Raw genomic sequence first — 26,644 nt, forward strand, 5'->3', positions numbered from 1 at the left:
GACTCCCCCGGATCTCCCGGAACTCCCGGGATATCGCCGGACTCTCCCCCGGATTACCCGAGAGGAGCGTGAGCGCAATGAACGTACTGGTCGTCGAGGACGACGACGGGATGGCCGAGGCACTCCAGCAGATGCTCGGCCAGCACGGCTACGACACCCGTCGCACCGGTACCGGCGGCGAGGCCCTGGCCAGCCTGAGCGGTGCGACGCTCGTGCTGCTCGATCTGAGCCTGCCCGACCTGGCCGGGCACGAGGTGTGCCGGCGGATCAGGGAGAACTCGCACGTACCGATCGTGGTCCTCAGCGGCAGCGACCACGAACTGGACCGGGTGACGGCGCTGTACGCGGGCGCCGACGATTTCGTCCCCAAGCCCTTCAGCCGGTATGAACTGCTCGCCCGGATCGAGGCGGTGCTGCGGCGCAGCGCCTGCCGCTGCGGGCGCCCCCAGGACGGCCCGGCCGCCGACCCCGCGTCGCTCCCGGTGCAGGAGCCGCGTCGGCGGCCCGCCCCGCAGGAGGCCGCCGGGGAGCCTGCCGGGGTCCAAGAACGTCTGAGCGCGGGCCCGTTGTGGCTGGACGCGCGCACCCGTCGGGTGGTCCTCGACGACGAGGAGATCCACGTCACCCGCAAGGAGTTCGACCTCCTCACGATGCTGCTGGAGGAGCCCGGCGCGGTCATGCAGCGCGAGGACATCATGGCCCGGGTGTGGGACGAGAACTGGTTCGGCTCCACCCGCACCCTCGACGTCCATGTCGGTTCCCTGCGCGGCAAGTTGGGCAGCACACGGTGGATCGAGACGGTCCGGGGCGTCGGCTACCGGCTGACCGTGCCGACGGCGCTGGGCGCGGGGTGCGAGAGGTGACCGCGCACGCCGACGCCGGGCCGTACGGGCTCGCGGCGGCCGCCGCGCACCAGTTGCGGGGGCCGCTGTCGTCGATCCGGCTGCGGTTGCAGCTGCTGGGCGAGCGGCTGCCCGACGTCGCCGAACTCCCGGGTGTGCTGCGCGAGGTGGACCGGCTCGCCGCGCTCCTGAACCAGATCCTGCGATGGGGCGCGGCGGGGGTTTCCGCTCCCGGCCCCGAGCCGGTGGAGGCACTGGACGTCGCTGCGGCGCGGGTGGACGCCTGGAGCGTGGTCGCCGGGGCGCGGGACGTGCGGGTCGACCTCACCGGGACCGCGGTGACGGCCCTGCACACGCACGGCGCGCTGGAGCACGCCCTCGACGTGCTGCTGGACAACGCGGTCCAGGCGGGCCCGCCCGGCACCACCGTGACCTGCGCCGTGCATGCGGCCGGCCGCTACGCGCGGGTCAGCGTCACCGACGAGGGGCCCGGCATGTCGGACGCCGAACTCGCCTACGCGGGACGCCCGTTCTGGCGCGGTGAGGCGGGTGCGGGACGCACCGGCAGCGGGCTCGGCCTGTCGATCGCCTCCTCCTTGCTGACCGCCTCCGGCGGCCGTCTCGAACTGGCCCGCGCGGCCTCGGGCGGTCTGTCCGCGACGGCGGTGCTCCCCCTGCAACCGGACTGATCCCCCTCCCCCGGAGTCGCCACATGCCCGTCGAGGTCCTTCTCGCCCACCCCAGCCAGGCCACCGCGGCCCGGCTCGCCGCACTGCTCGCCGCCGAGGACGGCCTCGACGTCGTCGGGGCGTGCGCGGACGGCACGCGGGCGCTCGCGCTGGCCGGCCGGCTGCCCCCCGATGTGCTGGTGACGGGGCTGCGGCTGCCGGGCCTCGACGGGGTCGAGCTGACCCGCCGGGCCGCCGCGCGGGGGGTGCGCGTCGTGGCGCTGGTCGACGGGGCGCCGGTGCCGCTGGCGCTCGCGGTGCTCGGGGCGGGCGCGCGCGGTCTGGTCGAGCACGCCGACGGGCGTGAACTGCCGCGTGCGGTACGGCTCGTGGCGGCCGGCGGGGCGCTGGTGTCGCCCCGGCTGACCCGGCCCCTCATCGAGGCGTGCGTCCACGGGGCGGTCACCGTCGTCGGGCCCGACCTGGGGCGGCTGACCCCACGCGAGCGCGAGGTGCTGTCCCTGGTCGGCACGGGCCTGTCGACGCAGGAGATCGCCGACCGGCTGGTCGTCGCCGAGGTCACCGCGAAGACCCATGTCCGCCGCACCATGGTGAAGCTGGGCGCGCGTACCCGTACCCAGCTGGTCGCCATCGCCTGGGAGAGCGGTCTGCTGCGGGGCGCGCGCCGTCGGCGCGAGGGTGTCTCAGCCCCGTCTTGAGCCCTGTTCGAGCGTCCTTGGCAATCCTCGGAGGCAAGGATCGGCGCCGACTGCCGTACGGGGGAAGGTATGCCAACGGAAACGGATCTGTGGACGTACCGGCCGGCGGCCGAACTCGTGGGCCGGGAACTCGACGTGGTCGCCGTCCAGGGCCGGCTCCAGGACCCCTCCGTGCGGCTGGTCACGCTGACCGGGCCCGGTGGTGTGGGCAAGAGCCGGCTGGCGACCGAGGCCGCCGCCGGGGTCGCGGGCCTGTTCCCGGGCGGGATCCACGTCATCGACCTGCCCGCGTGCGTCGACCTCGAGTCGGCGCTGGAGGGCATCGACAAGACCGTCCGGGACGTCACCGACCGCACCCTGCTGCTCCTCGACGGTGTCGAGCACGTGGCCCGGGACCTCGCCACGGCACTCGCCCGGCATCTGACCGCGACGCCCCGGCTGACCGTCCTCGCCACCGGGCAGGAGATCCTGCGCGTGTACGGCGAGTGCGTGCTGCCCGTGGCCCCGCTGCCGACTCCCGGACCGCTGGCGGAGGCCGACGTCGCCGACGTCCAGGACAATCCGGCCGTCGGGCTGTTCGTCCGCGGCGGCCGGCTGGCGGACCCGGGCTTCGCGCTGACCGAGGACAACGTCGGCGCGGTCGTCGACATCTGCAATCTGCTGGAGGGCGTCCCGCTGACGCTGGAGCTCGCCGCGCGCAGGCTGCGGCTGTACCCGCCGCAGGAGTTGCTGGGCTGGCTGCGGCGCGGCGGCGACCGGCGCTTTCCCGGGCCGGTGGACCTGCCCGAGCGGCAGCGGTCCCCGCTCGCGGTCGCCGAGTGGAGCTGCCGCTCGCTGAGCGGGCCGCACCGCACGCTGCTGTCGTGGCTCGCCCTGTTCCAGGGGGGCGCCACCCTCGCGACGGCGGAGAAGGTGTCGCCGCTGGGGCCGGTGGAGACCGCCGTCGCACTGGACCACCTGCTCGACCTGGGGCTGCTCACCCTCGACGAACAGCCGCGCGCGGAGAGCCGGTTGACGATGCCGCGCACGATCCGCGCCCATGGCCTCGCCCTGCTCGACGCGGCGGGCGAGGAGCAGGCTCTGGCCGCCCGGCAGGCGCACGCCCGCCACTACCAGCGGCTGCTGCCCGCCCTGGAGGGCCGCTTCCAGGGCTCGGAACAACAGCACTGGCTGCGGGTGGCGGTCGCCGAGCACGACAACATCCTCGCCGCGCTGCGTCACCTGGAGGACCGTGGGGACGCGGACGAGCGGGGGACCGCGCTGCCGGAACGGGCCGGGCTGGTCGCCGCGTGTCTGCAACCCTGGCTCGTGCGGGGCGAGTTGAAGGAGGGGCTGCGCTGGTTCGACGCCACCGGGCAGGCTCTGAAGGGCACCGGGCGCGCCGAGCGGGCCCAGGACGAGGAGTGGCTGCGCACCCGGGCCCGTCTGTACTCGGGGGCGGGGGTGCTGGCCGCGGCGCTCGGCGACCACGACGGGGCGGCGCACCGCCACCGCCGGGCCGTCGCGCTGTACCGGCGGCTGCGCGACCCGCAGGCCGCCGCCCTGCCCTCCGCGCGGCTCGGGCACGCGCTGTTCCGGTGCGGGGAGCGGGCCGAGGGGCAGGCGCTGCTGTCCGCGTCGCTGGTCACCCTCGACGCCCAGGGCGACACCGCCGGGTCCGCGGAGGCCGCCGCCGCGCTCGCCGAGGTGCATCTCGCGGTGGGCGAGACGAAACGGGCGCGAGTCCTGCTGGAGCGGGTCGGGCGCATCCAGCGGCAGAACGGCGCCGTCCGCGACCTGGCGCGCACCGTGCACATCGGGGCCCGGCTGTGCGTGTGCGAGGGCGACGACGCCGGTGCGCGGGCGGCGCTGAAGGAGAGCATCGGGCTGTACGAGTCGATCGGTGAGCGCACCGAACTGCCTGCTGTCCTGGAGCTGTTCGCGCTGCTGGTCCTGGAGCAGGCGGGCCAGCCGCAGCGGGCCGCGCGGCTGCTGGCGGCGGCCGGCGCGCTGCGCTCCCGTACCGGGGTGGGTGTCGAGCGGGAGCGCGCGGACCGGTTGGGGGCCGCCGTGGAGGAGCTGCGGCGCCGGCTGGGCGGGGCGGTGTTCGCCACCGCGTGGGCCGAGGGGCTGCGGCTGCGCCCCGAGGCGATGGCCGCCGAGGCGCTCGCGGCGACGGAGCCGGGCCGTGACGAGGGCGGCACGGAGGGCGTCGCGCTCACCCCGCGCCAGTTGCAGGTGGCGCTGCTGGTGGCCGACGGCATGACGAACCGACAGATCGCCCGGCATCTGGACATCGCCGAGTGGACGGTCGTGAACCATGTCCGGGGCGTGATGCGGAAGCTGGGGTGCGGTTCCCGGGTGCAGATCGCCTGGGCGGTGGGGAGGAGCCGGTGACGGTGCCGTTCGCGGAACTCCTGCGGGAGCTGGGACCGCCGGCCGGGGCCGGGCGGGGCTTCGTCGGCCGGGGCCGCTGGCGGACGGAGACGGTCCTGCACGACGTGTACCGGGGCGCGGCCCGGCATCCGCACCGCGCCGCGGTCGTCTCGCACCGCGCGCACCGCCCTGACGGCAGCCGGGTGACCCGGATCTCGTACGCCCAGCTCGCCGCGTACACCGGCCGTTTCGCGCACGCCCTGGACGCGCTCGGGGTGCGGCCCGGGGACCCGGTCGCGCTGCAACTGCCCAACCGGTGGGAGACGGTGGCGCTGCTGCTGGCGTGTCTGCGCACGGGTGCGGTGGCCGTGCCGGTGATGACCGGGTACGGGGCGCGGGACCTGGAGGCGGTGCTCGGGGCGTCCGAGGCGCGGCTGTGCGTGGTGACGGACCGGTGGGAGGGCGCCGAGCCCGCCCGGGTCCTGGCCTCCCTCGCGCCCCGGCTGCCGTGGCTGCGGCACCGGGTGGTGCTGGCCGACGCGGTGGCGGGGGCGGACGCCGTGGACGCGGGCGCGATCGATTTCGTACGGCACTTCGTGCGCTCGCCGCACGAGCGGTACCGGTCCGCCGGGTGGCTCCGGCTGCCGTCCGGGCCAGCGGACCAGGTCTGTCTCGCGGTGACCTCGCTGGGGCTGCGGTCCGCGCACACCATGGCCCTGTACACGCCGAACACGCTGCACGCGGGCCTGCCGGGAGGTGTGGGGTGGGCGGAGGCGGCGTTCTCCGCGCTGCCGCTGGCCGCGTCGCCGTCGCTGGCGCACGGGGTGCTCGCTCCGCTGACGCGCGGCGGGACGGCCGTCCTCCAGGACGTGTGGGACGCGCGGGCCGCGCTCGCGCTGCTGGCGGCGGAGGAGGTGGGTCACGTGTACGCGACGCCCGCGCAGTGGGCGGACCTGGTCGCCGAGCGGGAGCGCGGGCCCCGGGAGGCGGGCGCCGGGCTGTACGGCGCGTTCGTCTCCGATCCGGCGGGTGTGCCCGCCGCGCTGGCCCGCGGGGCGCGGGCCGCCCTGGGGGTGCCGTTGCGGGCCCTGCCCGGTCCGGCGGCCCGCGCCGAGGACGGGCCCGGCCCCTCCTCGCCGCTCGCGGTGTGGCGGCGCGACGGCAGTCTCGCCCCGACCTGGGGGCGCGACGGTGCGGGTGCGGTGGTGGCCCCGGACCACACCGACGAGGTCGGCGGACTGTTCCTGGTACCGGTCACCGAGATCGAGGCGCTGCTGGCGGTCCATCCCCGGGTCGCGGAGGCCGCGCTCGTCGCCCGCGCGGACCCCCGGCACGGCGAGTTGGCTTGTGCTGTCGTCGTCCCCGACGGGACGCCGCCGACCCTCGCGGAGCTCCGTGAGCATCTCACCGCCCGGGGCGTCCCGCCCGCGCATCTGCCCGCCGGGCTCCTCCTGCGGGGCGCCCTGCCCCGCACCTCCTCCGGCGCGCTGCGCCGCCGGCACCTCCAGGAGACGATCGCCCTGTGAGGGCCGCGCGCGGCGTGAGAGGGGGCGGGCCGTCGGGTCAGCTCAGTGCCCGGTAGGTCTCGTGGACCTCCCGGTTGAGGGCCCAGGCGTCCGCCACCTCGCCCAGGTGGGCGAGCTTGTCGGGGTTGGTGACGGAGCGGACGGTGTGAACGCGGCTGTCGCGGACGTCGAGCATCCACACGTTGAGGACCTTGCCGTCGCGGTCGCGCAGCATGGCGCCCGGCTGCCCGTTCACCTCGCGGGTCTCGAGCGTGACATCGACGCGGGACAGGTGCTGGAGGAACGTGGTGAGGAGGCGGGCCACCGTGTCGGCGCCGACCATCGTCCGGGCGAGCTGGGGTGCCTTGCCGCCCCCGTCGCCGACCAGCTGCACGTCCGCGGCGAGCAGTTCGCGCAGTCCGTCGACGTCGCCGTCCTTGAGGGCGTCGAAGAAGCGGCCGGCGAGCGCCTCGCACTCCTTGCGGTCGGCCTCGAAGCGGGGCCTGCCCTCGTCCATGTGCCGACGGGCCCGTACGGCGAGCTGGCGGCATGCGGACTCGGAGCGGCCCACGGCGGCGGCGACCTCGGGGAAGCCGAACGTGAACACCTCCCGCAGCACGAACACGGCCCGCTCCAGCGGGGAGAGCCGCTCCAGCAGCAGCAGCGCGGCCACGGAGAGGCAGTCGGCGAGTTCCGCGGAGCGCGCCGGGTCGTCGTAGGAGTCGGTGAGCAGGGGTTCGGGCAGCCAGGGCCCGACGTAGGTCTCGCGCCGGACGCGGGCGGAGCGCAGCACGTCTATGGCGATCCGGGTGACCGTCGTCGACAGGTAGGCCTTGGCGGACCTGGGTACGGTCGTGGAGGCGGCCCAGCGCAGCCAGCTCTCCTGGACGGCGTCCTCGGCCTCGCTCACGCTGCCCAGGATGCGGTAGGCGATCGCGAACAGCAGCGGCCGCAGTTCCTCGAACTCCTCGGTGCGGGTCACGCGGACTCCTCCTTCTGTGTTTCTACGGTCCTGCGGTCCCAAGGCGGGCCGGGGTCGCCCACCCAGCGGATGGTCTGGATCCGCCCGTCGAGGATGTCGAGCGCGAGGGCGCTGAGGACGGTGCCGTTGCGGTCGCGGAAGACGGCGCCGGGACGGTCGTCGACCTGGCGGGGCTCCAGGGTGACGCCGACGCGGACCAGCGGCGGGACGATCCCGGCGAGGACCTCGGCGACGTGGTCGGCGCCGACGACGCGGCGCGGCCAGGGCGGGGTGCCGCCGTCGCCGGCCCGGGACACGGCGGCGGCCAGGCGGTGGCAGGCGGCCTCGGAGCAGCCGACGGCGGACGCGATCTGCGCGGGGCCGCAGCCGAGGACGTCCCGCAGCACGAACACGGCGCGCTCCAGCGGGGGGAGTCTCGCCAGCAGCGACAGGGCTGCCGTGGAGGAGGCCGTGGGTCCGTGCGGTCCGTCCCGCCGCCGCTGGGCGTCGAGACAGATCCGGGTGACCGCGGCCATGAGGAACTCCTTTCCCGGGGCGGGCTGTCCGGGGGCGGCCTCGTAGTGCAGCCAGGCCTGGTGGACCGCGTCCTCGGCGCGGCCGGCGCCGTCCAACATGCGGCGGGCGACCGACAGCAGCAGGGGTCGGGCCTCCTCGAACTCCTCGATCCGGCTCATGCGGGCCCCTCCTTGGATCCGGGCGGGCGGCGGGCCGCCGTCCCCGGTGCGCGTCTCCCGGTCGGCGGCGGGGCCGGCTTCCTCTGTGCGGCGTGACCTCCGCGCCGCCCGCGCCGCCGTACCGGGTCGGCGGACGTACGTCGCGGCAGAGGGGGTGGAGCCGCGGAACGTACGGGGGCCGACGCGCCCGCCCGTCTCCGGGGGGAGGGAGACGGGCGGGACGGCCTGCGGTCCCACCCTAGGATCGGTCCGCGGTCATGTCTCTTGCCCGCTAGGGGAGTTCGAGCACGGCTGCCGCGGAGGTCGAGGGTCCGGCCGTTTCCCGGGCCGGGGTGGAGGGTCAACGCGGCTGCGGGATCATGACCAGCCGCCGCGGGTGCAGTGTGGTGTCGGCGGACGCCGTGATCCGGCTGCCGGGCGGGACGGTCAGCCGCCACTCCCGGGCCACCGTGCCGAGCAGGATCTCCAGCTCCCGCCAGGCGAACGCCTCCCCCACACAGCCACGAGCCCCGGCACCGAAGGGGAGGTACGCCCCGTCGTGTGCCGTGGGGCGGGCGGTGAGCCAGCGGTCGGGGTCGAGGCGGTGCGGGTCGGGGTAGCGGACCGGATCCCGGTGCAGGAAGTAGGAGCTGAACATCACGTGGGTGCCCGCGGGGTAGGTGCGCTCTCCGAGGGCAACCTCGGTCAGGGCCTTGCGGCAGGTGACCCACACGGGCGGGTAGAGCCGCAGGACCTCCGTCAGGAACCGCAGGGTGTAGCCGGGCGGTCCGCCGTGCCCGTGGCCGGCCGGGGCGGTCCCGGTCTCACCCGGGTCCTCGGCGGCCGTCCGCGCGAGGTCCTTGAGCACCTTCTCCTCGACGAGGGGGTGTTCGGCGAGCAGGTACAGCGACCACGACATCACCGACGCCGTGGTGACGGTGGCGGCGACCAGCATCATGACGGCCTCGGCGCAGATCTCGTCGGCGCCGAGCGCGTCGGCGTCCCCGTGCCCGGCGTCCGCCAGCAGCGCCGACAGGTACCCGGGTGCGACGTCCTGGGCGGGGGCGGTGAGCGCGTCGGCGACGTGGGAGGCGAGCAGCGTCCGGAAGCCGCCGAACGCCCTGGCGAGGCGCCGGGACGGATCCTGGCGGCGGGCCGCCCGGCCGTGCAGCGGTTTTCTGCTCATCTCCCAGGACAGGACGGCGAGTCGCTCGGCGAGCTCGTCGGCCCGCCCGTGCGGCGGCGTCCCGAGGAGGGTGGCCAGCGCGATACGGGCGGCGGCCCGGCCCATCTCGGCCTGGACGTCAACGGGCCGGCCGGGGCGCCAGGCGGCGACCGTGTCACGGGCGATCCGCTCCATCAGCGGGGCGTGCCCGGCGACCGCCGCCGTGCGCAGGTAGGGGTGCGCGAGACGCCGGTAGTGCCGGTGCTGGGAGTCGTCGGGGGCGAGCAGTCCCGCCCGGCTGAGGATCCTGGCCTTCTGGAACAGCTCGCCCTTGCCGTACAGCTTGCCGTCGGTGACCAGGACGCGGCGGACCAGGGCCGGGTCGGTGAGGAACTCGGCGGGCTCGCCGTCCACGCGCACGGTGCGGACCGGCCGGCGGCGCGACAGGCGCCGCAGGCGGCCGAACCGGAACTCGACGGGTCCGCCCGGGTCACGCGGCGTCGGTGGCATGGTCGATCGACGGCATCAGGTCCAGGCGGCTGCGCGTCCGGAACCGGTAGTACGTCTGGAGCTTGTAGTACTCCTCGCCGGAGGACGTCATGGCGGCGTATACCATCTTCGGGTCGTCGCCGCCGTAGGCGACGTTCTGGAGGAAGTGCTCGATCTTCGGGCCGAGGCGGGCGGGCAGTGACAGCGGGTCCTGGGTCTTCACGCTGAACGCGAAGCGCTGGATGTGCGGGGAATCCCAGCTGAGGGTGGTGTAGAAGCCGAAGGCCTTCTCGCAGAAGCGGAGCATCTGCTCGCTGGGGTCGGGCATGCCCATGGCGCGGTGCATGGCGAGAACCTCGGAGGGGCGGCTCACCTCGCCGGTGAATCCGGTGAAGTACAGGTTGACGGTGCCGCTGCGGTAGTCGACGGCGACGACGTCCACCTTGTCGGCGAGGCCGCGTTCGGCGAAGAAGTCGAAGTTCTCGGCGAGGGCGGGCGGCATGGACGGCAGGTCGCGCAGGGCGGCGAGGCTCTGGCTGTGGCCGCCGGGAAAGTACACCCAGATCTTGCGGAAGCCGCCGACGACCCCGAAGTCGATGCCGTAGCTGTCGATGGGGCAGGTGCGCTGGATGTCGGCGAGGAGGGTCTCGGCGGGGCGGCCGGTCTCGGTGACGAAACCGTGGGCGCGGGCCCTGAGGTAGGGGTCGATGCTCACGGGCATGGTGAAGCGGCAGTCGAACTCCCCTTCGTGGCGGGCGTTGGTCGCCACCCGGAAGGCGATGATGGCCTGCGGGAGGACGTCCTCGTACGCCTTCAGGACGGGCCAGACCTTGTCGTGGGCGCAGGTGACGTCGATGAGTCCCGCCGATGCCTCGACCGCCGCGTAGACGTCCACCGGCTGGGTGGTTCCCGACATTCTTCCTCCAACTGTCGTGCTCGGGCTGGTCACTTGTCGCGGTAGGCCACGCGCAGGGCCATGGTGGTGAGTTCGCCGCGCCACACCGGTTCCAGGGGCGCGTCGGCGATGGCGGCGCGGCCCCGCTCGACGAGGCCGGCGATGTGCCGTTCGACGTCCTCGGGAACGCCGGTGTCCAGCAGGCGCAGACGGACCTCGTCCGGGGTGTGGCCGGGTTCGGTGACGAGGTCGCGGATGCGGGCGTCGCGCTGCATGGCCCAGCCGAGGAGCAGGGTCATCTTGTGCTGGCTGAAGTCGAGTCCGGCGGTCTTGCCGGTCAGCGCGGGATCGCCGAACGCGTCGAGCAGGTCGTCGCGGAGCTGGAACGCCTCGCCGACGGCCTCGCCGTACTCCACGAGGGCGGGGGCGAGGTCGGGGCGGCCGGCGGCGGAGGCGCCGACGACGAGAGGGCGGTGGATGGTGTAGCGGCCGGACTTGATGAGGGCGATCAGCCGGGACAGGTCGGGGTCGATGTTGAACTCGGCCGCCGCGGCGACGTCCATGTACTGGCCGATCATGACCTCGGAGCGCAGCCGGTGCCATTCGGGGAAGCCGCCTGCGGGGGCGTGCGACATCAGCTCGTCGGAGTAGACGAGCGCGAGGTCGCCGACGAGGAGGGCGACGCCCTCGCCGAAGCGACGGGACTCGCCCTGCCAGCCGCGGCTGCGGTGCAGGGTGCTGTGCAGGAGGTGCACGGCGGGCTTGCCGCGGCGGGTGCGGGAGTCGTCGAGGACGTCGTCGTGGACGAGGGCGGAGATGTGCAGCAGTTCGAGGGCCGCCGCCGCGTCGACGATGCCGGGGTTCTCGGGGTCGCCGCCCGCGGCGAGGTAGCCGGTGAGGCAGAACGCGGGGCGGATGAGCTTCCCGCCGGCGGAGACGAGGTCCAGCAGCGCGTCGACGGCGACGACGGCGTGGCTGTGCACGGCGGCGTAGCGGGCGCGTTCGGCCGAGAGGAAGGAGTGCAGCCGGTGGTCCACGCGCTGAAGCAGTTCCTCGACGGTGCGCCGCGCTGCGGCGGCCTGCTCCTGGTCGGTGACGACCCGGCGGGTCACTTCAGTGGTCACGACACATCTCCTTGGACGGGCTCGTGCGCTGCGGCGACAACGCGGAGGTGCTGGCTGCGTCAGCGTGCGCGCCGTGAATGCAGCGGAGGTGGAGCGTGGTTGGAGCGGAAACCAAGCGGAACGGCAGAAAGGGAAGGGAAAACAGGTCACCAAGTCATCGCCAAGTGGGGTGAGCGAGGGTTGTGTCGCATACGTAGGCTGACCCTTGGAGGAGCTCATGCCAGAACCCGCTGGATTGGATGCGGTCTATTCGGCGGTTGAGGCGACGTCCCGGTTGCTGGGCGTGCCTTGCTCGCCTGAACAGGTCGAGCCGGCCCTGAAGGCATTCGGTGACGAACTCCCCTCGGCGCACATCGTTTTCAGCATGGCGGCCGGTGAAAGTCACCGCGGCGAGGTCGACTTCGACTTCTCGGTGAGCCCCAAGGGCGCCGACCCCTATGCCACCGCGCTGGCGCACGGTCTGATCGAGCCGACGGACCACCCGGTCGGCGCCCTGCTGACGGATCTCCAGAAGGAGTTCGCCGTCGCGAGCTACGGTGTCGAGTACGGCATCGTCGGCGGCTTCAAGAAGTCCTACGTGTTCTTCCCGCTCGGGGACTTCCCGCCGCTGGCCCGGTTCGCCGCCCTGCCGTCCGCGCCGTCCTGCCTGGCCGAGTACGTGGACACGCTGACCGGGCTGAGCCTGGACGGGAAGCTGTCGGCCCTCGGGGTCAACTACGAGAAGCGCACCCTGAACCTCTACCTCGCCTCCCAGGACGTGGCGACGGAGAACAAGCTCGCGCTGATGCGCGCGTTCGGGTTCCCGGAGCCGGACGCCGCGGTCGCAGAGTTCGTCGACCGGTCGTTCTCCGTGTATCCCACGTTCAACTGGGACTCCTCGGCGGTCGAACGCATCTGCTTCTCGGTGAAGACGCAGAATCCGGCGGAACTCCCGGCGCCTTTCCACCCGGAGATCGAGAAGTTCGCGAGCGGTGTGCCGCACGCGTACGAGGGCGGCCGGGAATTCGTCTCCGCCGTCGCCCTGGCACCGTCCGGCGAGCCCTACTACAAACTCGCCGCCTACTACCAGAAGGCACGAGAGACCTCGAACGCCGCTTTCGCGACCGAGCAGAAGGACAGCGCGTCCTAGCCGATTTCGAGTGGTTGTCGAGCGGATGACTAGCGGGGTGGGCAACAGTATTGGCGCTCACCCGACCGACTGTGCTGTGCGCGTGGCCGATAGTGCGGATACCTGGAGGAAGAAAATGTCTGAAGCAGTTGCGGTGGAAGAGGGCTCGGCCGCCCTGGCCGCGTACGGGCGCGCCATAGCGCAGGCCGGGGCGGCGGCGCTCACCGGGCCGCGCGAGGAGCTCGGCGAACGTCTCGTCGGCGCGCTCCTGAAGACGTTCGACGACCCCGGGACGGGGCCGCGGACGCTGGAGGCGTTCCGTATCGCCGTCGCCACCGAGGAGGGGGCGACGCGGATGCGCGAGTGGATGCTGTCCCAGCTCCCCGCCCAGGGCGCCGCGGCGCTCGGGAAGTCGGTGAACGGCCTCAAGGAGGCGTCGGCGGAGCTGCTCCAGGTGCCGCCGCTGCACGCCAACGCGGCGGCGGGCCAGGTCTGGGGCCTGATCATCCTGCGCTACATCCTCAAGATCGAGCCGATCGCGTCGGCGTCGCACGAGGAGATCCTCGCGCTCATCGCGCCCACGATCCAGCGCTACTACACGCCTGTGCTCGTGTGACACACGGCCAGCGGAAACACCGACCAGCGGCAGGCACCGACCGGCCTCGGACCATGGGAGACAACTAACGTCATGAGTACCGTAAGCACAGACTCACAGGGGCAGGTGGGCGGCGACAGCGGTGGCAGCCCTCTGCGCTGGAAAGCGCTGGCTGTCCTCACTGCGGTGCAGTTCATGCTCATGCTGGACGTCACCGTCGTGAACATCGCGCTCCCCAACATCCAGGACGACCTCGGCTTCACCACCGAGGGTCTGGCCTGGGTCGTCAACGGCTATCTGCTGATGGCCGCCGGCTTCCTGCTGCTGGGCGGGCGGATCGCCGACCTGCTCGGCCGCCGCAAGATCTTCGTGGCGGGCGTCCTGCTCTTCGGCGTCTCCTCGATCATGTGCGGCGCCGCCAACTCCCCCGGTCTGCTCGTCGCCGGCCGGTTCCTCCAGGGATTCGGCGAGGCGCTCGCGGCACCGGCCGCGCTCGGCCTGATCGCCGTGCTGTTCACCGACGGCAAGGAGCGGGCCAAGGCCCTGGGCATCTGGGGCGGACTGTCCGCGCTCGGCGGGGCCGTCGGCTCGGTCGCCGGTGGTCTGGTCACCGACTTCATCGACTGGCGCTGGGTGTTCTACATCAACATCCCGGTCGTGGTGCTGGCGCTGCTCGCCATCCCGCGTCTGATGCCGGAGAGCCGGATGGCCCGCCGTGCGGGCCAGCGCCTGGACTGGGTCGGGGCGTTCGGGACGACCGTCGGCCTGGTGGCCGTCGTGTACGGCCTGCTGAAGGCGACCGACCACGCGTGGGGCTCCTCGACGGTGCTGCTGCCGCTGCTCGGCGGACTCGCCGCGCTGGCCTTCACCATCGTGTGGGAGGCCCGTGTACCGGACCCGATGATCCCGCTGCGGTTCTTCCGCAACCGCACCCGGGTGACGAGCAACGTCATCAGCATGATGTCGTTCGCGTCGTTCTACACGTACGCCTTCGTGGCCACTCTGTATCTCCAGCACGTGCTGGGGTACTCGCCGATGGAGACGGGTCTGGCCTACATCCCTCTCACCATCGCAACCGGTGTCGGCATGGGCCTGTCGACCGCGCTGGCACCCCGCGTCGGGGTGAAGCCCCTCGTCGTCATCGCCTTCTTCGGTGCCGCCGTGGGCCAGGTCATCGCCGCGAGCGGTTTCGGTCCCGACGCCACGTACGTCGGCGGGGTCATGCCCGGCCTGATCTTCTTCGCCTTCTTCAACGGCATGGGCTTCCCGCTCCTGATCAACGGCGGTCTGCACGAGGTCAGCGGGCAGGAGGCGGGTCTCGCCTCCGGTGTGCAGACCTCGATGCAGCAGATCGGCGCGGCGCTCGGTCTCGCCGTCCTGGTGCCCGTCGCCCTGCGCTACGTCACCGACCACGCCTCGGAGGGCAACCTCCCGGTGGTCGCCTCCGACGGCTACGCGCTGGCGCTGTACTGCGCCGCGGGCGTGCTCGCCGCCGCGGGTGTGATCGCGCTGGCCCTGCTCGGGAAGGTGAGCGCCGAGAAGCGCGACGCCAACGCCGAGGCCCTCGGTGTGGCGGGGAAGGAGACGGCCGCCGCCCCGCAGTCGTCCGCCTCCTCCGCGCAGCCGACCACCCCGGAGACGGCCAAGGCCTGACCCGGCTCGACCGTCCGTCACGTCGACGCCCCACCCCTGATCGGGGGGTGGGGCGTCGAGGTGCCTGCGGGGTATGGCCGTGGTCGGTCAGGGGGTCGCGTGCAGGGGGTGGAGACGGGGCGTCCCGTGCGGGGCGTGGCCGCCGTCGGGCAGCGGGAGCGGCTCCCAGGGCGGCTCCATGGCCGTCCTCGGGCGCGGTCGCCAGTCCAGGACCGGGGCGTGGTTGAGGATCTGCTGCTCCAGCAGTTGCAGCGCGGGGCGCGGGTCGATGCCCAGTTCCTCCACCAGCCGCCGCTGGTTGGTGCGCAGCACGGCCAGGGCGTCGGCCTGCCGTCCCGCCCGGTACATGGCCAGGCTCAGCAGTTCGCAGCCGTACTCGCGCAGCGGATGGTCCTGGACGAACGCCTCTAGTTCGGCCGCGGCAATCTCGTGGACGCCCGCCGCGAGCAGGGCCGCGCAGCGTCCCTCGACCGCGGACAGCCGCAGTTCCTCCAGCCGCGCCACGTCCGGCCGCACCGAGCCGGTGTCGGCGACCTCAGGGTAGGCGGGGCCGCGCCACAGGGCGAGCGCGCCCTCGAACTCGTGCACCGCGTACCGCGCGTCGCCTCGGTCCAGTGTCTGCCAGCCGGCGGCGGCCCGTTCGCCGAACCGCTGGACGTCGACCTCGACGACCCGGTCGTCGAGGAGATAGCCGCGCCCGTAGGTGCGCAGCACGGTCGGCTGGGTACGGGGCGCGCGGCCGGGTTCCAGTATCCGGCGCAGGTTGGCGACGTACGCCTGGAGGGAGGAGACCGCGGCGGGCGGCGGGTGCCCGGTCCACAGCTCCTCGACGATCAGGTCGAAGGCGACCAGCCGCCCCACCTTGCTGACCAGCAGCGCCAGCAGGGCGCGCTGTTTGGGCGCGCCCAGGTCGACGAGCCGGTCCTGGACGACGGCCTCGATCGGGCCGAGTGCGCGGAACGCGACCCGGGCGCGGGGCGTCGGCGCGGGTTCGGGGACGTGGTCCCCGGCCACGCGACCGCGCAGTGCCCGGTTGGTGCGGCGGAGTTCGCGGACCTCGCGTTCCAGTTCCGCGATGCGCCACGCATCGGGGGTGCCGGGGCTCGCGGCACCGGCGTCGACCCTCTCGTTCGGCATCCGTGAACTCTCCCTCTCCACCGGCGTGTTGCGCCTGACGTGGAACCTGGGCAGACATTTCCTCCGTCAGTGTGCGCGCCCCCGGGCGGGGAGTCGCCGCGCGCCGAGCGGGCGCCGAGCCGCCTTCCAGCAGGCCTTGAGGCGGGGGGAGGAGGATGGGGCGGGGAGACCGTCGCGGCGGGACGAAGACAGGAAGAGGCCCCCGGCGGGCGGGGAGCGACGGCGCCGGGGGGAAGGGGCGCCGCTCCCCGCCGGCCGGGGGCCGGGGGGTGGTTCACCAGAAGGTACTGAAGTGGGTGCGGGGTGGGTCAGCCCTCGCCCGCGGCCTTGCGCAGGGCGTCGGCGCGGTCGGTGCGCTCCCAGGTGAAGTCGGGCAGCTCACGGCCGAAGTGGCCGTAGGCGGCGGTCTGCGCGTAGATCGGGCGCAGCAGGTCGAGGTCCCGGATGATCGCGGCCGGGCGGAGGTCGAAGACCTCGGTGATGGCGTCCTCGATCCGGGAGACGTCGACGGTGTGGGTGCCGAAGGTCTCGACGAACAGGCCGACGGGCTCGGCCTTGCCGATCGCGTACGCGACCTGGACCTCGCAGCGGGAGGCGAGACCCGCCGCGACGACGTTCTTGGCGACCCAGCGCGTGGCGTAGGCGGCCGAGCGGTCGACCTTGGAGGGGTCCTTGCCGGAGAAGGCGCCGCCGCCGTGCCGGGCCATGCCGCCGTACGTGTCGATGATGATCTTGCGGCCGGTGAGGCCGGCGTCGCCCATCGGGCCGCCGATCTCGAAGCGCCCGGTCGGGTTCACCAGCAGCCGGTAGCCCTCGGTGTCGAGCTTGATGCCCTCGTCGGCGAGCTCGGCGAGGACGTGCTCGACGACGTGCTCGCGGATGTCCGGGGTGAGCAGGGAGCCCAGGTCGATGTCGCTCGCGTGCTGCGAGGAGACGACGACGGTGTCGAGGCGGACGGCCTTGTCGCCGTCGTACTCGATGGTGACCTGCGTCTTGCCGTCGGGGCGCAGGTAGGGGGCCGTGCCGTCCTTGCGGATCTCGGTCAGCCGCCGGGACAGACGGTGCGCGAGGAAGATCGGCAGCGGCATCAGCGTCGGTGTCTCGTCCGTCGCGTAGCCGAACATCAGGCCCTGGTCGCCCGCGCCCTGCTGGTCCAGCTCGTCCCCCTCCTCGCTCCGGGAGGCACCCTCGACCCGCGACTCGTAGGCGGTGTCGACGCCCTGCGCGATGTCCGGGGACTGCGCGCCGATGGACACCGACACCCCGCAGGAGGCGCCGTCGAAGCCCTTGGCGGAGGAGTCGTAGCCGATCTCCAGGACCTTGCCCCGCACGAGGGCGGCGATGTCGGCGTACGCGCTGGTGGTCACCTCGCCAGCGATGTGCACCTGGCCGGTGGTGATCAGGGTCTCGACGGCGACGCGCGAGGCGGGATCCTGGCGGAGCAGCTCGTCGAGGATCGCGTCGCTGATCTGGTCGGCGATCTTGTCAGGGTGGCCCTCGGTCACGGACTCCGAGGTGAACAGGCGGCGGGACATGACTCTCCAAACTCTCCAGGAGACGTGGGTGGGTGCGGGCCGGCCGGCCTTCCTCGCGGCCGGCCGACCCGCGTCGCGGTCAGGCGACCTTCGTCGGGGTCAGGCGACCTTCGTGGCGGACAGGACCGCCTGGACGGGGATGACGTCCGGCGGGACCTCGGCGGCGTCCTTGGTGATCGCCTGCATCACCTCGAAGCCGGCCCGCTCCAGCAGGCTCGGCCGCCGGATTCGAGGGCTTCCCCGCCCCCTCGACGATCCTGAGCACGTTCTCCTTGTCGAACATGTCCAGGAAGTGCTTGATCAGCACGGCGTCGGACCCCTGGGGGGCCTCTGCGCCGTGGAGCTCGCGCAGGCCGACGACCGTGCCGGTACGCGCGGACTCGGTGAGGTGGAAGAGCTGCCTCAGCGCGGTGCCCTTGATCAGGTTCATGTAGACGAGCGCCCGCGCGAGGCCGCTCTCGGGCACCCCGGCCAGACCGTCAAGGCGGTGGCCGCCCGTGGTCCTGTCGTGGGCGACGAACCCCTCCTCGACCAGCAGGAACAGCAGGTGTTCGAGGACGTCGGGCCTGACGCCGGTGCGCGCCGAGAGGTCGTCGGCGGTCTGGCCGGGTGTCTCGCGCAGGGTGCGGAGGACGCCCGACCGGAAGACGGACAGCAGGATCACGCACCGTGACGGCCCCACTACGTGCTCCCGGAACCGGGCGAGCACGGCTCGTGTGCTCAAGGCGTCGGCCGCTTTCGAGCAGGTGGTTCCCCCGGCCGTCACGGTGCCTGGATCACCGCTCATGTCCGGTCCCGGGTCCGTTCCTCGAAGCGTCGGGCCAGCGCGACGCGCTGCACCTTCAGCGTGGCCGTCCTCGGCAGTTCCGCCTGCGGGATCTGGACGGGTTCGGCGAGCTGGGGGAACTCGGCGGCCACTGCGGCGCGCCAGCGGTTCAGGTCGAGCGGCTTGTCGTCGACGGTGCAGATCACGGGGACGGCCTCGGAGTTCGGGCCCTTGACGACGACGAGTTCGGTGAGTTCGTCGAGCCTGCCGAGGACGACGTCCTCGATCTCCAGGGAGGACGTCACACCGGGGATCATGTCGATCTCCCGGTCGAGCATGTGCAGACAGCCGAACCGGGTGCGGTAGCCGACGTCTCCGGTGCCCCACCACTCGCCGTCGCAGTTCGCGTCGTAGCGTTCCTGCTCACCGTGGTAGGTCTTGGCGATGCCGGGCCAGGCGACCTCGATCCGGCCGGGGCTCTGCTCGGTGGGCGTCCCGCCGTCGCGGCTGACGACCCGGATACGGGCGGCGCCCAGCGGCATGGCCCAGCCGACGCAGCGGCCGTTGGCCTTGTGCGCGGAGCCTCGGAAGTAGGCGCGGCCGACGGCCGGTCCGACCTCGCTCTGCCCGTAGATCTGGAAGAACAGGGCGCCGCGCCGGTCGGATGCCTTCAGCAGCCGGCTCATGGTGCCGGGATGGATGGCGTCGAAGGTGGAACTGAACACCTTCACGGAGGAGAACGGGGCGCGCGGGTCGTCGGCCAGGTGCTCCCAGTCCATGAAGGAGTTGGGCAGCGCCTCGACGAGGACCGGCCGGTGCCTGAGGAACTGCTCGGCAACGACGGCCGGGTCCGTCTCGCGCAGCAGCAGCACCGGGTACTCCCGCAGCAGCGCCAGCGACATCGCGGCGACCATCCGCGAGTGCACGAACGGCACGTGGATGGCGACGGTCTCCTGCTTGCGCAGCCCCTTCAGCAGCCGCCACTGCGGTACGAGGCGGATGCCCTGGGTGCGGGCGGTGTGCACGACCAGCTTCGGGATGCCGGTGGTGCCGGAGGTGTGGGTGATGACGGCGGCCTCGTCGATGGGCCGTACCACCGGCTTCACGCGCGGCGAGCCCGCGAGTTCGGCGAGGGAGACGGAGCCGGGACGGTCGAAGGCGGAGGTGATGACCCGCCGGGTGAGGTCCGTGAGAGGGACGCCGTCCAGGGTGTCGAGCTTGGTGCCGTCGGTGAGCAGGGTGGGCCGGTCGACCCGCTCCAGGAGCACGGCGACGGTCTGCGGGTCCAGCGCGGGCGACAGGTTGACGACGATGCCGCCGATTCGGGAGATCGCGGCGGCGAGCATCCAGTGGTCGGCGTTGGCGGTCTTGTAGATGACGACGTGCTCGTCGGGCCGTACGCCGGCCGCCCACAACCGGGCCGCCAGGTCGTCGACGTGGTCGGCGTACTGGGCGACCGTCAGATGCCGGCCCGCCTCGGGCAGGACGTCCAGGTCGTGGTCGAGCGTGATGGGGGTGCGCGGGTTCACGGCGGCGGCCATCTCTGGCAGCAGACCGATGTGCAGACCGCGCTTCTGTATCGACTTGTAGGCCACGGAGCCCTTCATGGGGGCTGTCTCCTTTTCTGATCCGGTGACTTGAGGGGTGTGCGGTCGTCAGAAGGAGTACGGCCCGAAGCGGCCCCACGCCACGAAGGCGGCCACGGCGAGCAGGGCCGCGTTCACGGCGATCGACTGGATCTCGTGGCGGCGGTGGTGCGTGAGGCCCGCGCCGATCATCAGCAGGACGAGACCGGTCGCGGCGAGCGGCACCAGCGCCGGGGCGAGGTCGAGCGCGGCGGGCAGGATCAGCCCCAGCCCGGCCAGCACCTCCAGGGCGCCGATGAACTTGACGGTGCCGGGGTCGAAGTCCTCGACCCAGCCCCAGTCGGAGGCGGCCAGCTTCTCCCTGGGCTGTGCCAGTTTCATGGCTCCGCCCGCGAGCGAGGCCGCGCCCAGCACCCCGGCGACGATCCACAGGGCAATGTTCATCAACGTTTTCCTTCGACGGGTTCGGCCGGGTGCGGGTCCGGTGAGCCGGTGGTGCGGGTGGGTGCCGGACAGCCGTGCGGATGCCTCTGCGGCTGTCCGGCACCGGCAGCGTGGGCTCCACCTGGGAGCACCACCGGTAGCAGGACTGGAGCTTGTGGCACTCGCCGCCGGCAGGGACAGCGGGTCGTCGGTCATCGCGGCGGCGGTGATCCGCAGGAGCCGTTCGCTGGGCGCGGGCCGTCCGAGGCCGCCGGCCGCGGCGGCCGGCAACGACGGGAGGGCGTCGACCGGTTCGAACGGCGGCTTCGGATCGTCCAGCGGGAAGGACGACCAGGTCTTCTCGAAGCCGCCGACCACGCCGAAGCCGATGCCGCTGAACCCGTTGGGGAACCGCGCGTGCCGTTCCCCGGGCAGGCTGGCGACGGGGTGGTCCGTGGCCTCGACCGGCCCGTGCCGCACGGCGACCGCGTACGGGTCCGGGTCGGGCGGCAGCGACGTGGAGCGGCAGTCGAGGTCGCCCACGTCACGTTCCGCCGTCGCCACCCGGAGGCGACCACGGCTTGGCCGAGGGTGCCCCCGTAGGCGGTCGGGACCGACCTGACCCATGCTGCCACCGTTCGGCTGCCGGCCCGGCGAACCGGACCGGCCCTAGCGGGCGATGACCATCGTCGCGGGGGGCGCGGCGTGGAAGGAGACGTCCTCGAAGCCCGCCTTGAGGAGCCATTCGCGGTAATCGGCGCGCCGCCAGGTGCCGCCCTCGTTGCTCTTGAGGAGCATCTCCAGGGCGAAAAGCAGCGGGAACGCGGGTGCGGCACGGTCGTCGTCGACGACGTAGTCCGCGACCACCAGGGCGCCGCCGGGCTTGAGGGACTTGCGCAGCCGGGTGAACACCTCGATGTTGCTGTCGGCGTTCTCCTGGTGGGCGATGTGGGAGTACACCGCGATGTCGTACAGCCCGGTGCCGAAGTCGGTGGTGTGGAAGTCACCGTCGAGGGTGGTGAACCGGTCGCCGACGCCGTGCTCGCCGACCAGGCGGTGGGCTATGGCGTTGATCGGCTCCCAGTCGAGCTGGGTGGCGCGGGCCCGCGGGTTGGCCTTCAGCCAGATCGAGGAGTAGATGCCGGAGCCGCCGCCCACGTCGAGGATGGAGATCTCCCCGGCGTCGGCGATGCCGAGGGCCTCGACACCGGCGTCCGCGGCGGGCACCGACACCGCGGCGATGGCCGGGACGATGCCCTCCCAGTGCGGGTTGTCGGCGACCTCGGTCTCACCGCCGGCGAGGGGGCCGCCGATGCGGACGACCTCGGGCAGGTCGATGAGGCTGCCGGTGTGCTGGAGCTTGAGCCTGGCGAACCCGGCGAGGGAGGCGGGCTTGCCCTCCACGAGGAACTCGGTCGCCTCGGGGGTGTTGCGGTAGCGCCCGCCTTCGAGCACCACCAGCTCCACGCTGACGAGACCGTCGAGGAGGCTTTGGGCACCCCGCTCGGAGATCTCGGCCCGGGCCGCGACCTGTGCGGCCGTCTCCGCGCCGTTCTCCAGGTGCGTGAAGACGGAGTGGGTGGCCGCGGCGCCGATGACGCCGGTGTTCCAGTAGCCGTTGATCAGCCTCATCACACCGTCCGGTGCAGGCTGGTTGCTCGTCATGCCGCTCCCTTCAGGGTCCGGGCGGGCGTCGCGTGGGTGCGCAGCGCGCTGCGCAGCACCTCGGCGACCCGCTCGACCTGGCTCATGGTCAGCTCGGCGTGCATGGGTATGCCGAGGTTGCGTGTGAAGAGGTCCGCCGAGACCGGGCAGACCTGCCGGGACTCGAAGGCGGGCTGCACGTGGCTGGCCCAGGTGCCGTGCAGGGTGCCGATGCCCTGGCGGCGCAGTTCGGTGGCGACGGCCCCGCGGTCCACGCGCGGGTCGAGGGTCACCAGGTAGGACTGCCAGGAGTGGGTGCGGTCGGCGGGCACGAACGGCACCGTCAACAGCTCCTCGTCGGCAAGGAGTTCGGCGTAGCGGGCGGCGACGGCGTTGCGCCGCGCCATCAGTTCCTCGATCCGGCCGAGCTGCACGCCGAGGATCGCCGCAGCGATGTCGGAGAGCTTGAAGTTGTAGCCGATCTCGGTGAACTCGGGGATCGGCAGGCCGATGACCTGGCCCATGTCGAAGATGCTGCCGATGCCGAACGACGACAGCTGGCGCACCTTCGCGCCGATCGCCGGGTCGGTGGCGATGAGGGCGCCGCCCTCGCCGCTGGTGGCGCCCTTGCGTCCGTGGAAGGACAGACAGGCCACCTCGGCCAGCGAGCCCGCCTCCCGCCCCTGGTAGGTGCCGCCGACACCGCAGGCCGCGTCCTCGACGAGGAACAGGCCGTGCCGGTCGGCGATCGCCTGGAGCTCCGTGTAGTCGGCGGGCAGTCCGACGACGTCGACGGCGATGATGCCCACGGTCCGTTCGGTGACCAGCGCGGCGACCGCGTCCGGGTCGACGGTGCCGGTGTCGGGCCGGACGTCGGCGAAAACGGGGGTCCCGCCGACGTAGCACACCGCGTGCGCGGGCGCCGGGAAGGTGTAGTCGGCGACGATGACCTCGTCGCCCGGCTGGACGCCGAGCGCGATCATCGCCGCGTGCAGGGCGGCGCCGCAGTTGCTCATCGCGACCGCGTCACCGGCCCCGTAGCGCTCCTTCAACTGCGCTTCGAGGGCCTTCCCCTTCGGTCCCTGGCCGGCCGGCCAGCCCGAGGCGAACACCTCGGCGACCGCCGCCAGTTCCTGCTCCCCCAGGCTGGCGAAAACCAGTGGGATCTTGTCGATGTCGCTCATCTCTGTTTACGCTCCGCGCGGTTCGGAGGACGGGGAATCGAGAAAGGCTGGCGGGTTGTAGCGCTGCGGCGTGATCTGGTCGACGTCATAGCGTTTGCGCATCTCGTCGATGGCGTCGGGATTGATCCCGCCGGCCGCCCAGATCTCTGCGATCTCCTCGAAGTACAACTCGTGGACGGGCGACGGATAGCACTGGAAGAGCATCCGCGCCGGTTTGTCCGAGGAGTTCCTGAAGGCGTGCGGAGTTCCGGGCGGTACGAACATGAAGGCACCCTCGGCGGCCTGGACGGCACCGTCGCCGTCGGGCGACCGCCATTCGTGCCAGTCCTGTTCGGTGCGCCGGGTCGGCTCGAAGGCCAGGAGCTGGAGCTCCCCTTCCAGGACGTAGAAGAACTCCTGCGCATCGCTGTGGACATGGGCCCCCACATCGAATCCGGGCGGTACGACCACCTCGAATATCGATATGGAGGATCCATGGTCCTGCGTGGCCTTGAAGGTCACTTCCTGCGCCTTGGTGATCAGCTTTCGCCCCTGACCGGGCGGGAGGATGAGGCCAGTCATGTGCTCAGCTTCCTTTGTCGGCGCAGAGTTTCACTTGAGCCGCGTTCCGGTGCCGGAATCAGTCCAGCTCTTCGGGTCCGTCGACGCTCCAGCGGCCGAGCGCCATCTCGGCGGTGATGCCGGGTCCGAAGCCGGCGATCAGACCCGTGGCGTCCTGGACGGGGGTGTCCTCCTCGAACAGCCTGCGGGCCGCGTCGAAGACGACGGCGCTGGCGATGTTCCCGTACTCGGTCAGCGTCGACCAGCTGTGCCGGAACACGGTGCGGTCGACCTCCAGGAACTTGGCGAGGTCGTCGAGGATGCGCGGGCCACCGGCGTGGACGATGTAGAAGTCGAGGCTGCCGGCGTCCCAGCTGTGGTCCTTGGCGAACTCACGCAGCACCGGCGCGAGGGGCTCCATCGTGCCGGGGACGCGGCGGTCCAGCTGGAAGTGGAAGCCGGTGTCCTTGACGGCGTAGGAGATCCAGTCCTCGGTGTGCGGGATGAGGTAGGAGGCGTTGCGCTCCAGCTCGATGCCGACACCGCCGTTGCCGCGGACGACGGCGGCGGCGACCGCGTCGCCGAACAGACCGTCGGAGAGCAGGGAGCCGATGTCGTCGGCGTCGGGCTGGTAGCACAGCGAGCACAGCTCGCAGGAGACGATCAGGACATTGCTGCCGGGGTGGGCCAGGCAGAAGTCGTGCGCCCGGTTGACGGCAGCGCCGCCCGCCGCGCAGCCGAGCTGGGCGATGGGTATCTGGCGGGTGTCGGAGCGGAAGCCGAGCTGGTTGATCAGCCAGGCCGTCAGCGACGGCATGCTGAAGCCGGTGCAGGACACGTAGATGATCGCGTCGATGTCACGGGCGGCGAGGTCGGCGTTCCTGAGCGCGTCCTGGATGACCGGCGGGGTCAGCTTCCTCGACTCGGCCTCGTAGATGCGGTTGCGTTCGGTCAGGCCCGGGTGCTTGAGGGTCTGCTCGATGGGCTGGACGATATGCCGCTTCAGCACACCGGTGTTTCGGATCAGCCGGAGCGCCAAGGGAAGCTGCGGCTTTCCCGCATGGGCTTGCGCGGCGAACTCGAGGGTCTCGTCGATGGTGATGATGTGTTCCGGCGCGCTCACCGCGGGCTTGCATAGCCTGGGCATATCTGGGCTCTACTTTCTCTAGAGTCTGCCTTCTGTACGTGAAGAATCTGCGCACAGCTTCCGGAGAGAGCGCAGCGCACGGGAAAAACACCGCGGCGCGCGGGGATTCGATGCGAGAGAAACCGTGCCGAATCCGGCACGGCGGCGTTCTCACCGGTTCGGAACCGGTGGACGCATGCTCAATCCCCTGTCCCGGAAATGATTTCGGGCAGGGAAGGCGTGCAGGAATAGTGACACGTCCGAACTCCCCGCGCCAAGACCGTCCGAAAGCGATCCGCGCTGTCCCGAGGGAAACTCGAGCAGCGCGCTGACGGCCCTCCACCCCGCAAGATCATCAGCCTTGCCGGAGTATCGCCTCACCTCAGGCGCAACCGCCGCGCTGCCGGTTCTGTAGCGGTCTGCTGCGAGCATCGGCGCTAGGCGGTGTTGCGAAAGTTCCGCAACACCGCCTGGCCACGAAACGAACCTGACGCGGAGGGCGCATGTCTCAGCAAGCCGAGGAAGCCACCGCCAAAGGCAGGCGATTCCCAGGGCTGCGGTCCTCTGCCGGGCGCGGCCGGGAAGCCACCGCCGGCGACCGGTCGACGCGCCGGACGGGGCTGTTCGTCACCGTCCTGCTCGGCGCCCTCGCCGCCGTGCCGCCGATGTCGATGGACATGTACCTCCCCGCCCTGCCGGAGGTCACCCGGGCCCTGGACTCGACCGCCACGACCGTCCAGTTGACGCTGACCGCCTGTCTGATCGGCATGGCGCTCGGACAGCTCGTGGTGGGGCCGATGAGCGACCGGTGGGGGCGGCGCGGGCCGCTGCTGGCCGGACTGATGGTGTACGTCGTCGCCGCCGCGATGTGCGCGCTGGCGCCCAACGCCGAGCTGCTGATCGCCTTCCGGGTGGTGCAGGGGCTGGCCGGGTCGGCGGGCATCGTGATCGCGCGGGCCGTGGTCCGCGACCTGTACGACGGGCTCGCTATGGCCCGTTTCTTCTCCACGCTGCTGCTGATATCCAGTGCGGCGCCGATCGTGGCGCCCGTGATCGGCGGCCAGGTCCTGCACTTCACCAACTGGCGGGGCATCTTCGTCGTCCTGACCGTGATCGGCGTCGCACTCACCGCGCTGGTGTGGCGGCGTCTGCCGGAGACCCTGCCGCCGGAGCGGCGTCAGCACGGCGGGGTACGCGGGGCGCTGTGGGTCATGCGAGGGCTGTTCATCGACCGGGTGTTCACCGGGTACCTGCTGGCGAACGGCTTCGCGTACGGGGCGCTGTTCTCCTACATCGCCGCCTCGCCGTTCGTGATCCAGGACATCTACGGGGCGTCCCCGCAGGCCTTCTCGCTCCTGTTCGGCCTCAACTCGTTCGGTCTGCTGCTCGTCGGCCAGATCAACGGCAAGCTGCTGGTGGGCCGGGTCCGGCTGGACAAGGTCCTCGGGGCGGGGCTCGGGCTGCTGGCCGCGGGCGGGCTGGCGCTGCTGCTGGTGACGACGGAGGTCTTCGGTGACGCGGGCACGGTCGGGATCGCGACCTGCCTGTTCGTGATGATCTCCTCGCTGGGTCTGATCCTGCCCAACACCAACGCCCTGGCCCTGATGCGCACCCCGCACGCCGCGGGCTCCGCCTCGGCGCTCGTGGGGACGTCGTGCTTCGTGATGGGCGCGATCGCGTCCTCGCTCGTCGGGGTCGCCGGCAAGTCCACGGCGACGCCGATGGCCGTGGTCCAGCTGTCCAGCGCGGTCGCCGCGATGGCCTGCTTCCTGCTGGTCTGCCGGCCCTGGCGCAACCGCCCGATGGACGTGCCCAGGCGCTGACCCCGGGGGCCTCCCCCGCACGAAGAGGCGGGGGGGCGGGCCGCCCCCCGGGGGGGGGCGGCCCCCCGGGCGGGCGGGCGGGGGGCGGCGCGGGGGGGGGGGGGGGCGGCGGGGGGGCGCGGGGCGG

Annotated in this window: 23 protein-coding genes; 9 read left to right on the top strand and 14 right to left on the bottom strand. The window is 72.4% G+C overall.

The features are described from left to right. Positions 1–77 precede the first annotated feature (77 nt). From ACIPSE_RS33000 to ACIPSE_RS33020, 5 genes are all read left to right on the top strand, one after another. On the top strand, positions 78–863 hold the full coding sequence (locus ACIPSE_RS33000) for a response regulator transcription factor (protein WP_401669872.1): 786 nt from the start codon (positions 78–80) through the stop codon (positions 861–863). Then, positions 860–1,531, top strand: coding sequence for a sensor histidine kinase (locus ACIPSE_RS33005; RefSeq protein ID WP_401669874.1), 672 nt, complete (start codon positions 860–862; stop codon positions 1,529–1,531). Before ACIPSE_RS33000 ends, ACIPSE_RS33005 begins: the two co-directional genes overlap by 4 nt. Before the next feature lie 23 nt (positions 1,532–1,554). Continuing rightward, the gene (locus ACIPSE_RS33010) at positions 1,555–2,229 is read left to right on the top strand and encodes a LuxR C-terminal-related transcriptional regulator (protein WP_401669877.1); all 675 of its coding nucleotides are present in this window, start codon (positions 1,555–1,557) and stop codon (positions 2,227–2,229) included. A 69-nt stretch (positions 2,230–2,298) separates the two neighbouring features. Beyond that, positions 2,299–4,605, top strand: coding sequence for an ATP-binding protein (locus ACIPSE_RS33015; RefSeq protein ID WP_401669879.1), 2,307 nt, complete (start codon positions 2,299–2,301; stop codon positions 4,603–4,605). Next, the gene (locus tag ACIPSE_RS33020) at positions 4,602–6,110 is read left to right on the top strand and encodes an AMP-binding protein (RefSeq protein ID WP_401669881.1); all 1,509 of its coding nucleotides are present in this window, start codon (positions 4,602–4,604) and stop codon (positions 6,108–6,110) included. The genes ACIPSE_RS33015 and ACIPSE_RS33020 overlap by 4 nt, the downstream gene beginning before the upstream one ends. 37 nt (positions 6,111–6,147) lie before the next feature. Here the strand turns inward: ACIPSE_RS33020 and ACIPSE_RS33025 are convergent, their stop codons facing one another. From ACIPSE_RS33025 to ACIPSE_RS33045, 5 genes are all read right to left on the bottom strand, one after another. Next, positions 6,148–7,071 carry an RNA polymerase sigma-70 factor gene (locus ACIPSE_RS33025; protein ID WP_401669883.1) on the bottom strand — a complete coding sequence of 308 codons (924 nt, stop codon included), beginning with the start codon at positions 7,069–7,071 and terminating at the stop codon, positions 6,148–6,150. Then, the gene (locus ACIPSE_RS33030; protein WP_401669886.1) at positions 7,068–7,745 is read right to left on the bottom strand and encodes a sigma factor-like helix-turn-helix DNA-binding protein; all 678 of its coding nucleotides are present in this window, start codon (positions 7,743–7,745) and stop codon (positions 7,068–7,070) included. Before ACIPSE_RS33030 ends, ACIPSE_RS33025 begins: the two co-directional genes overlap by 4 nt. 340 nt (positions 7,746–8,085) lie before the next feature. Next, the gene (locus ACIPSE_RS33035) at positions 8,086–9,399 is read right to left on the bottom strand and encodes a cytochrome P450 (RefSeq protein ID WP_401669888.1); all 1,314 of its coding nucleotides are present in this window, start codon (positions 9,397–9,399) and stop codon (positions 8,086–8,088) included. After that, positions 9,380–10,294: an aromatic prenyltransferase gene (locus ACIPSE_RS33040; protein WP_401669890.1), complete on the bottom strand. Its 915-nt coding sequence runs from the start codon at positions 10,292–10,294 to the stop codon at positions 9,380–9,382. The genes ACIPSE_RS33035 and ACIPSE_RS33040 overlap by 20 nt, the downstream gene beginning before the upstream one ends. Before the next feature lie 29 nt (positions 10,295–10,323). Next, complete coding sequence (locus tag ACIPSE_RS33045) at positions 10,324–11,397, bottom strand: polyprenyl synthetase family protein (protein WP_401669894.1); 1,074 nt, start codon at positions 11,395–11,397, stop codon at positions 10,324–10,326. A 217-nt stretch (positions 11,398–11,614) separates the two neighbouring features. Here ACIPSE_RS33045 and ACIPSE_RS33050 point away from each other — a divergent pair, with 217 nt between their 5' ends. From ACIPSE_RS33050 to ACIPSE_RS33060, 3 genes are all read left to right on the top strand, one after another. Beyond that, positions 11,615–12,526: an aromatic prenyltransferase gene (locus ACIPSE_RS33050; protein WP_401669897.1), complete on the top strand. Its 912-nt coding sequence runs from the start codon at positions 11,615–11,617 to the stop codon at positions 12,524–12,526. A gap of 115 nt (positions 12,527–12,641) precedes the next feature. Continuing rightward, positions 12,642–13,121 carry a hypothetical protein gene (locus ACIPSE_RS33055; protein WP_401669900.1) on the top strand — a complete coding sequence of 160 codons (480 nt, stop codon included), beginning with the start codon at positions 12,642–12,644 and terminating at the stop codon, positions 13,119–13,121. Between the two features lie 72 nt (positions 13,122–13,193). Further along, a complete protein-coding gene (locus ACIPSE_RS33060; RefSeq protein ID WP_401669903.1) occupies positions 13,194–14,753 on the top strand; it encodes an MFS transporter in 1,560 nt (519 codons plus the stop codon). Positions 14,754–14,840: 87 nt separating this feature from the next. On the opposite strand, the gene ACIPSE_RS33065 is transcribed toward ACIPSE_RS33060, so the two are convergent. The 9 genes from ACIPSE_RS33065 to ACIPSE_RS33105 all read right to left on the bottom strand — a co-directional run bounded on the left by ACIPSE_RS33065 (position 14,841) and on the right by ACIPSE_RS33105 (position 24,715). Further along, positions 14,841–15,890 carry a BTAD domain-containing putative transcriptional regulator gene (locus tag ACIPSE_RS33065; RefSeq protein WP_401669906.1) on the bottom strand — a complete coding sequence of 350 codons (1,050 nt, stop codon included), beginning with the start codon at positions 15,888–15,890 and terminating at the stop codon, positions 14,841–14,843. Positions 15,891–16,198: 308 nt separating this feature from the next. After that, the gene (gene metK / locus ACIPSE_RS33070; protein ID WP_401669908.1) at positions 16,199–17,425 is read right to left on the bottom strand and encodes a methionine adenosyltransferase; all 1,227 of its coding nucleotides are present in this window, start codon (positions 17,423–17,425) and stop codon (positions 16,199–16,201) included. 79 nt (positions 17,426–17,504) lie between these two features. Beyond that, entirely contained in the window at positions 17,505–18,212 is a 708-nt protein-coding gene (locus ACIPSE_RS33075; RefSeq protein ID WP_401669911.1) for a hypothetical protein, read from the bottom strand. Then, entirely contained in the window at positions 18,209–19,798 is a 1,590-nt protein-coding gene (locus tag ACIPSE_RS33080) for an AMP-binding protein (RefSeq protein WP_401669913.1), read from the bottom strand. Before ACIPSE_RS33080 ends, ACIPSE_RS33075 begins: the two co-directional genes overlap by 4 nt. Before the next feature lie 48 nt (positions 19,799–19,846). Then, complete coding sequence (locus ACIPSE_RS33085; RefSeq protein WP_401669915.1) at positions 19,847–20,743, bottom strand: DoxX family protein; 897 nt, start codon at positions 20,741–20,743, stop codon at positions 19,847–19,849. A 126-nt stretch (positions 20,744–20,869) separates the two neighbouring features. After that, on the bottom strand, positions 20,870–21,865 hold the full coding sequence (locus tag ACIPSE_RS33090; RefSeq protein ID WP_401669917.1) for a methyltransferase: 996 nt from the start codon (positions 21,863–21,865) through the stop codon (positions 20,870–20,872). Then, positions 21,862–23,019 carry a DegT/DnrJ/EryC1/StrS family aminotransferase gene (locus tag ACIPSE_RS33095; protein WP_401669994.1) on the bottom strand — a complete coding sequence of 386 codons (1,158 nt, stop codon included), beginning with the start codon at positions 23,017–23,019 and terminating at the stop codon, positions 21,862–21,864. The genes ACIPSE_RS33090 and ACIPSE_RS33095 overlap by 4 nt, the downstream gene beginning before the upstream one ends. 15 nt (positions 23,020–23,034) lie before the next feature. After that, positions 23,035–23,589: a cupin domain-containing protein gene (locus ACIPSE_RS33100; RefSeq protein WP_401669920.1), complete on the bottom strand. Its 555-nt coding sequence runs from the start codon at positions 23,587–23,589 to the stop codon at positions 23,035–23,037. Positions 23,590–23,647: 58 nt separating this feature from the next. Then, complete coding sequence (locus tag ACIPSE_RS33105; RefSeq protein ID WP_401669922.1) at positions 23,648–24,715, bottom strand: type III polyketide synthase; 1,068 nt, start codon at positions 24,713–24,715, stop codon at positions 23,648–23,650. Positions 24,716–25,197: 482 nt separating this feature from the next. Here ACIPSE_RS33105 and ACIPSE_RS33110 point away from each other — a divergent pair, with 482 nt between their 5' ends. After that, positions 25,198–26,517, top strand: a complete 1,320-nt coding sequence (locus ACIPSE_RS33110; RefSeq protein ID WP_401669924.1) for a multidrug effflux MFS transporter — start codon at positions 25,198–25,200, stop codon at positions 26,515–26,517. Positions 26,518–26,644: the final 127 nt, after the last annotated feature.

The sequence above is a fragment of the Streptomyces sp. NPDC090106 genome (assembly GCF_044747265.1).
Taxonomy (GTDB): Bacteria; Actinomycetota; Actinomycetes; order Streptomycetales; family Streptomycetaceae; genus Streptomyces.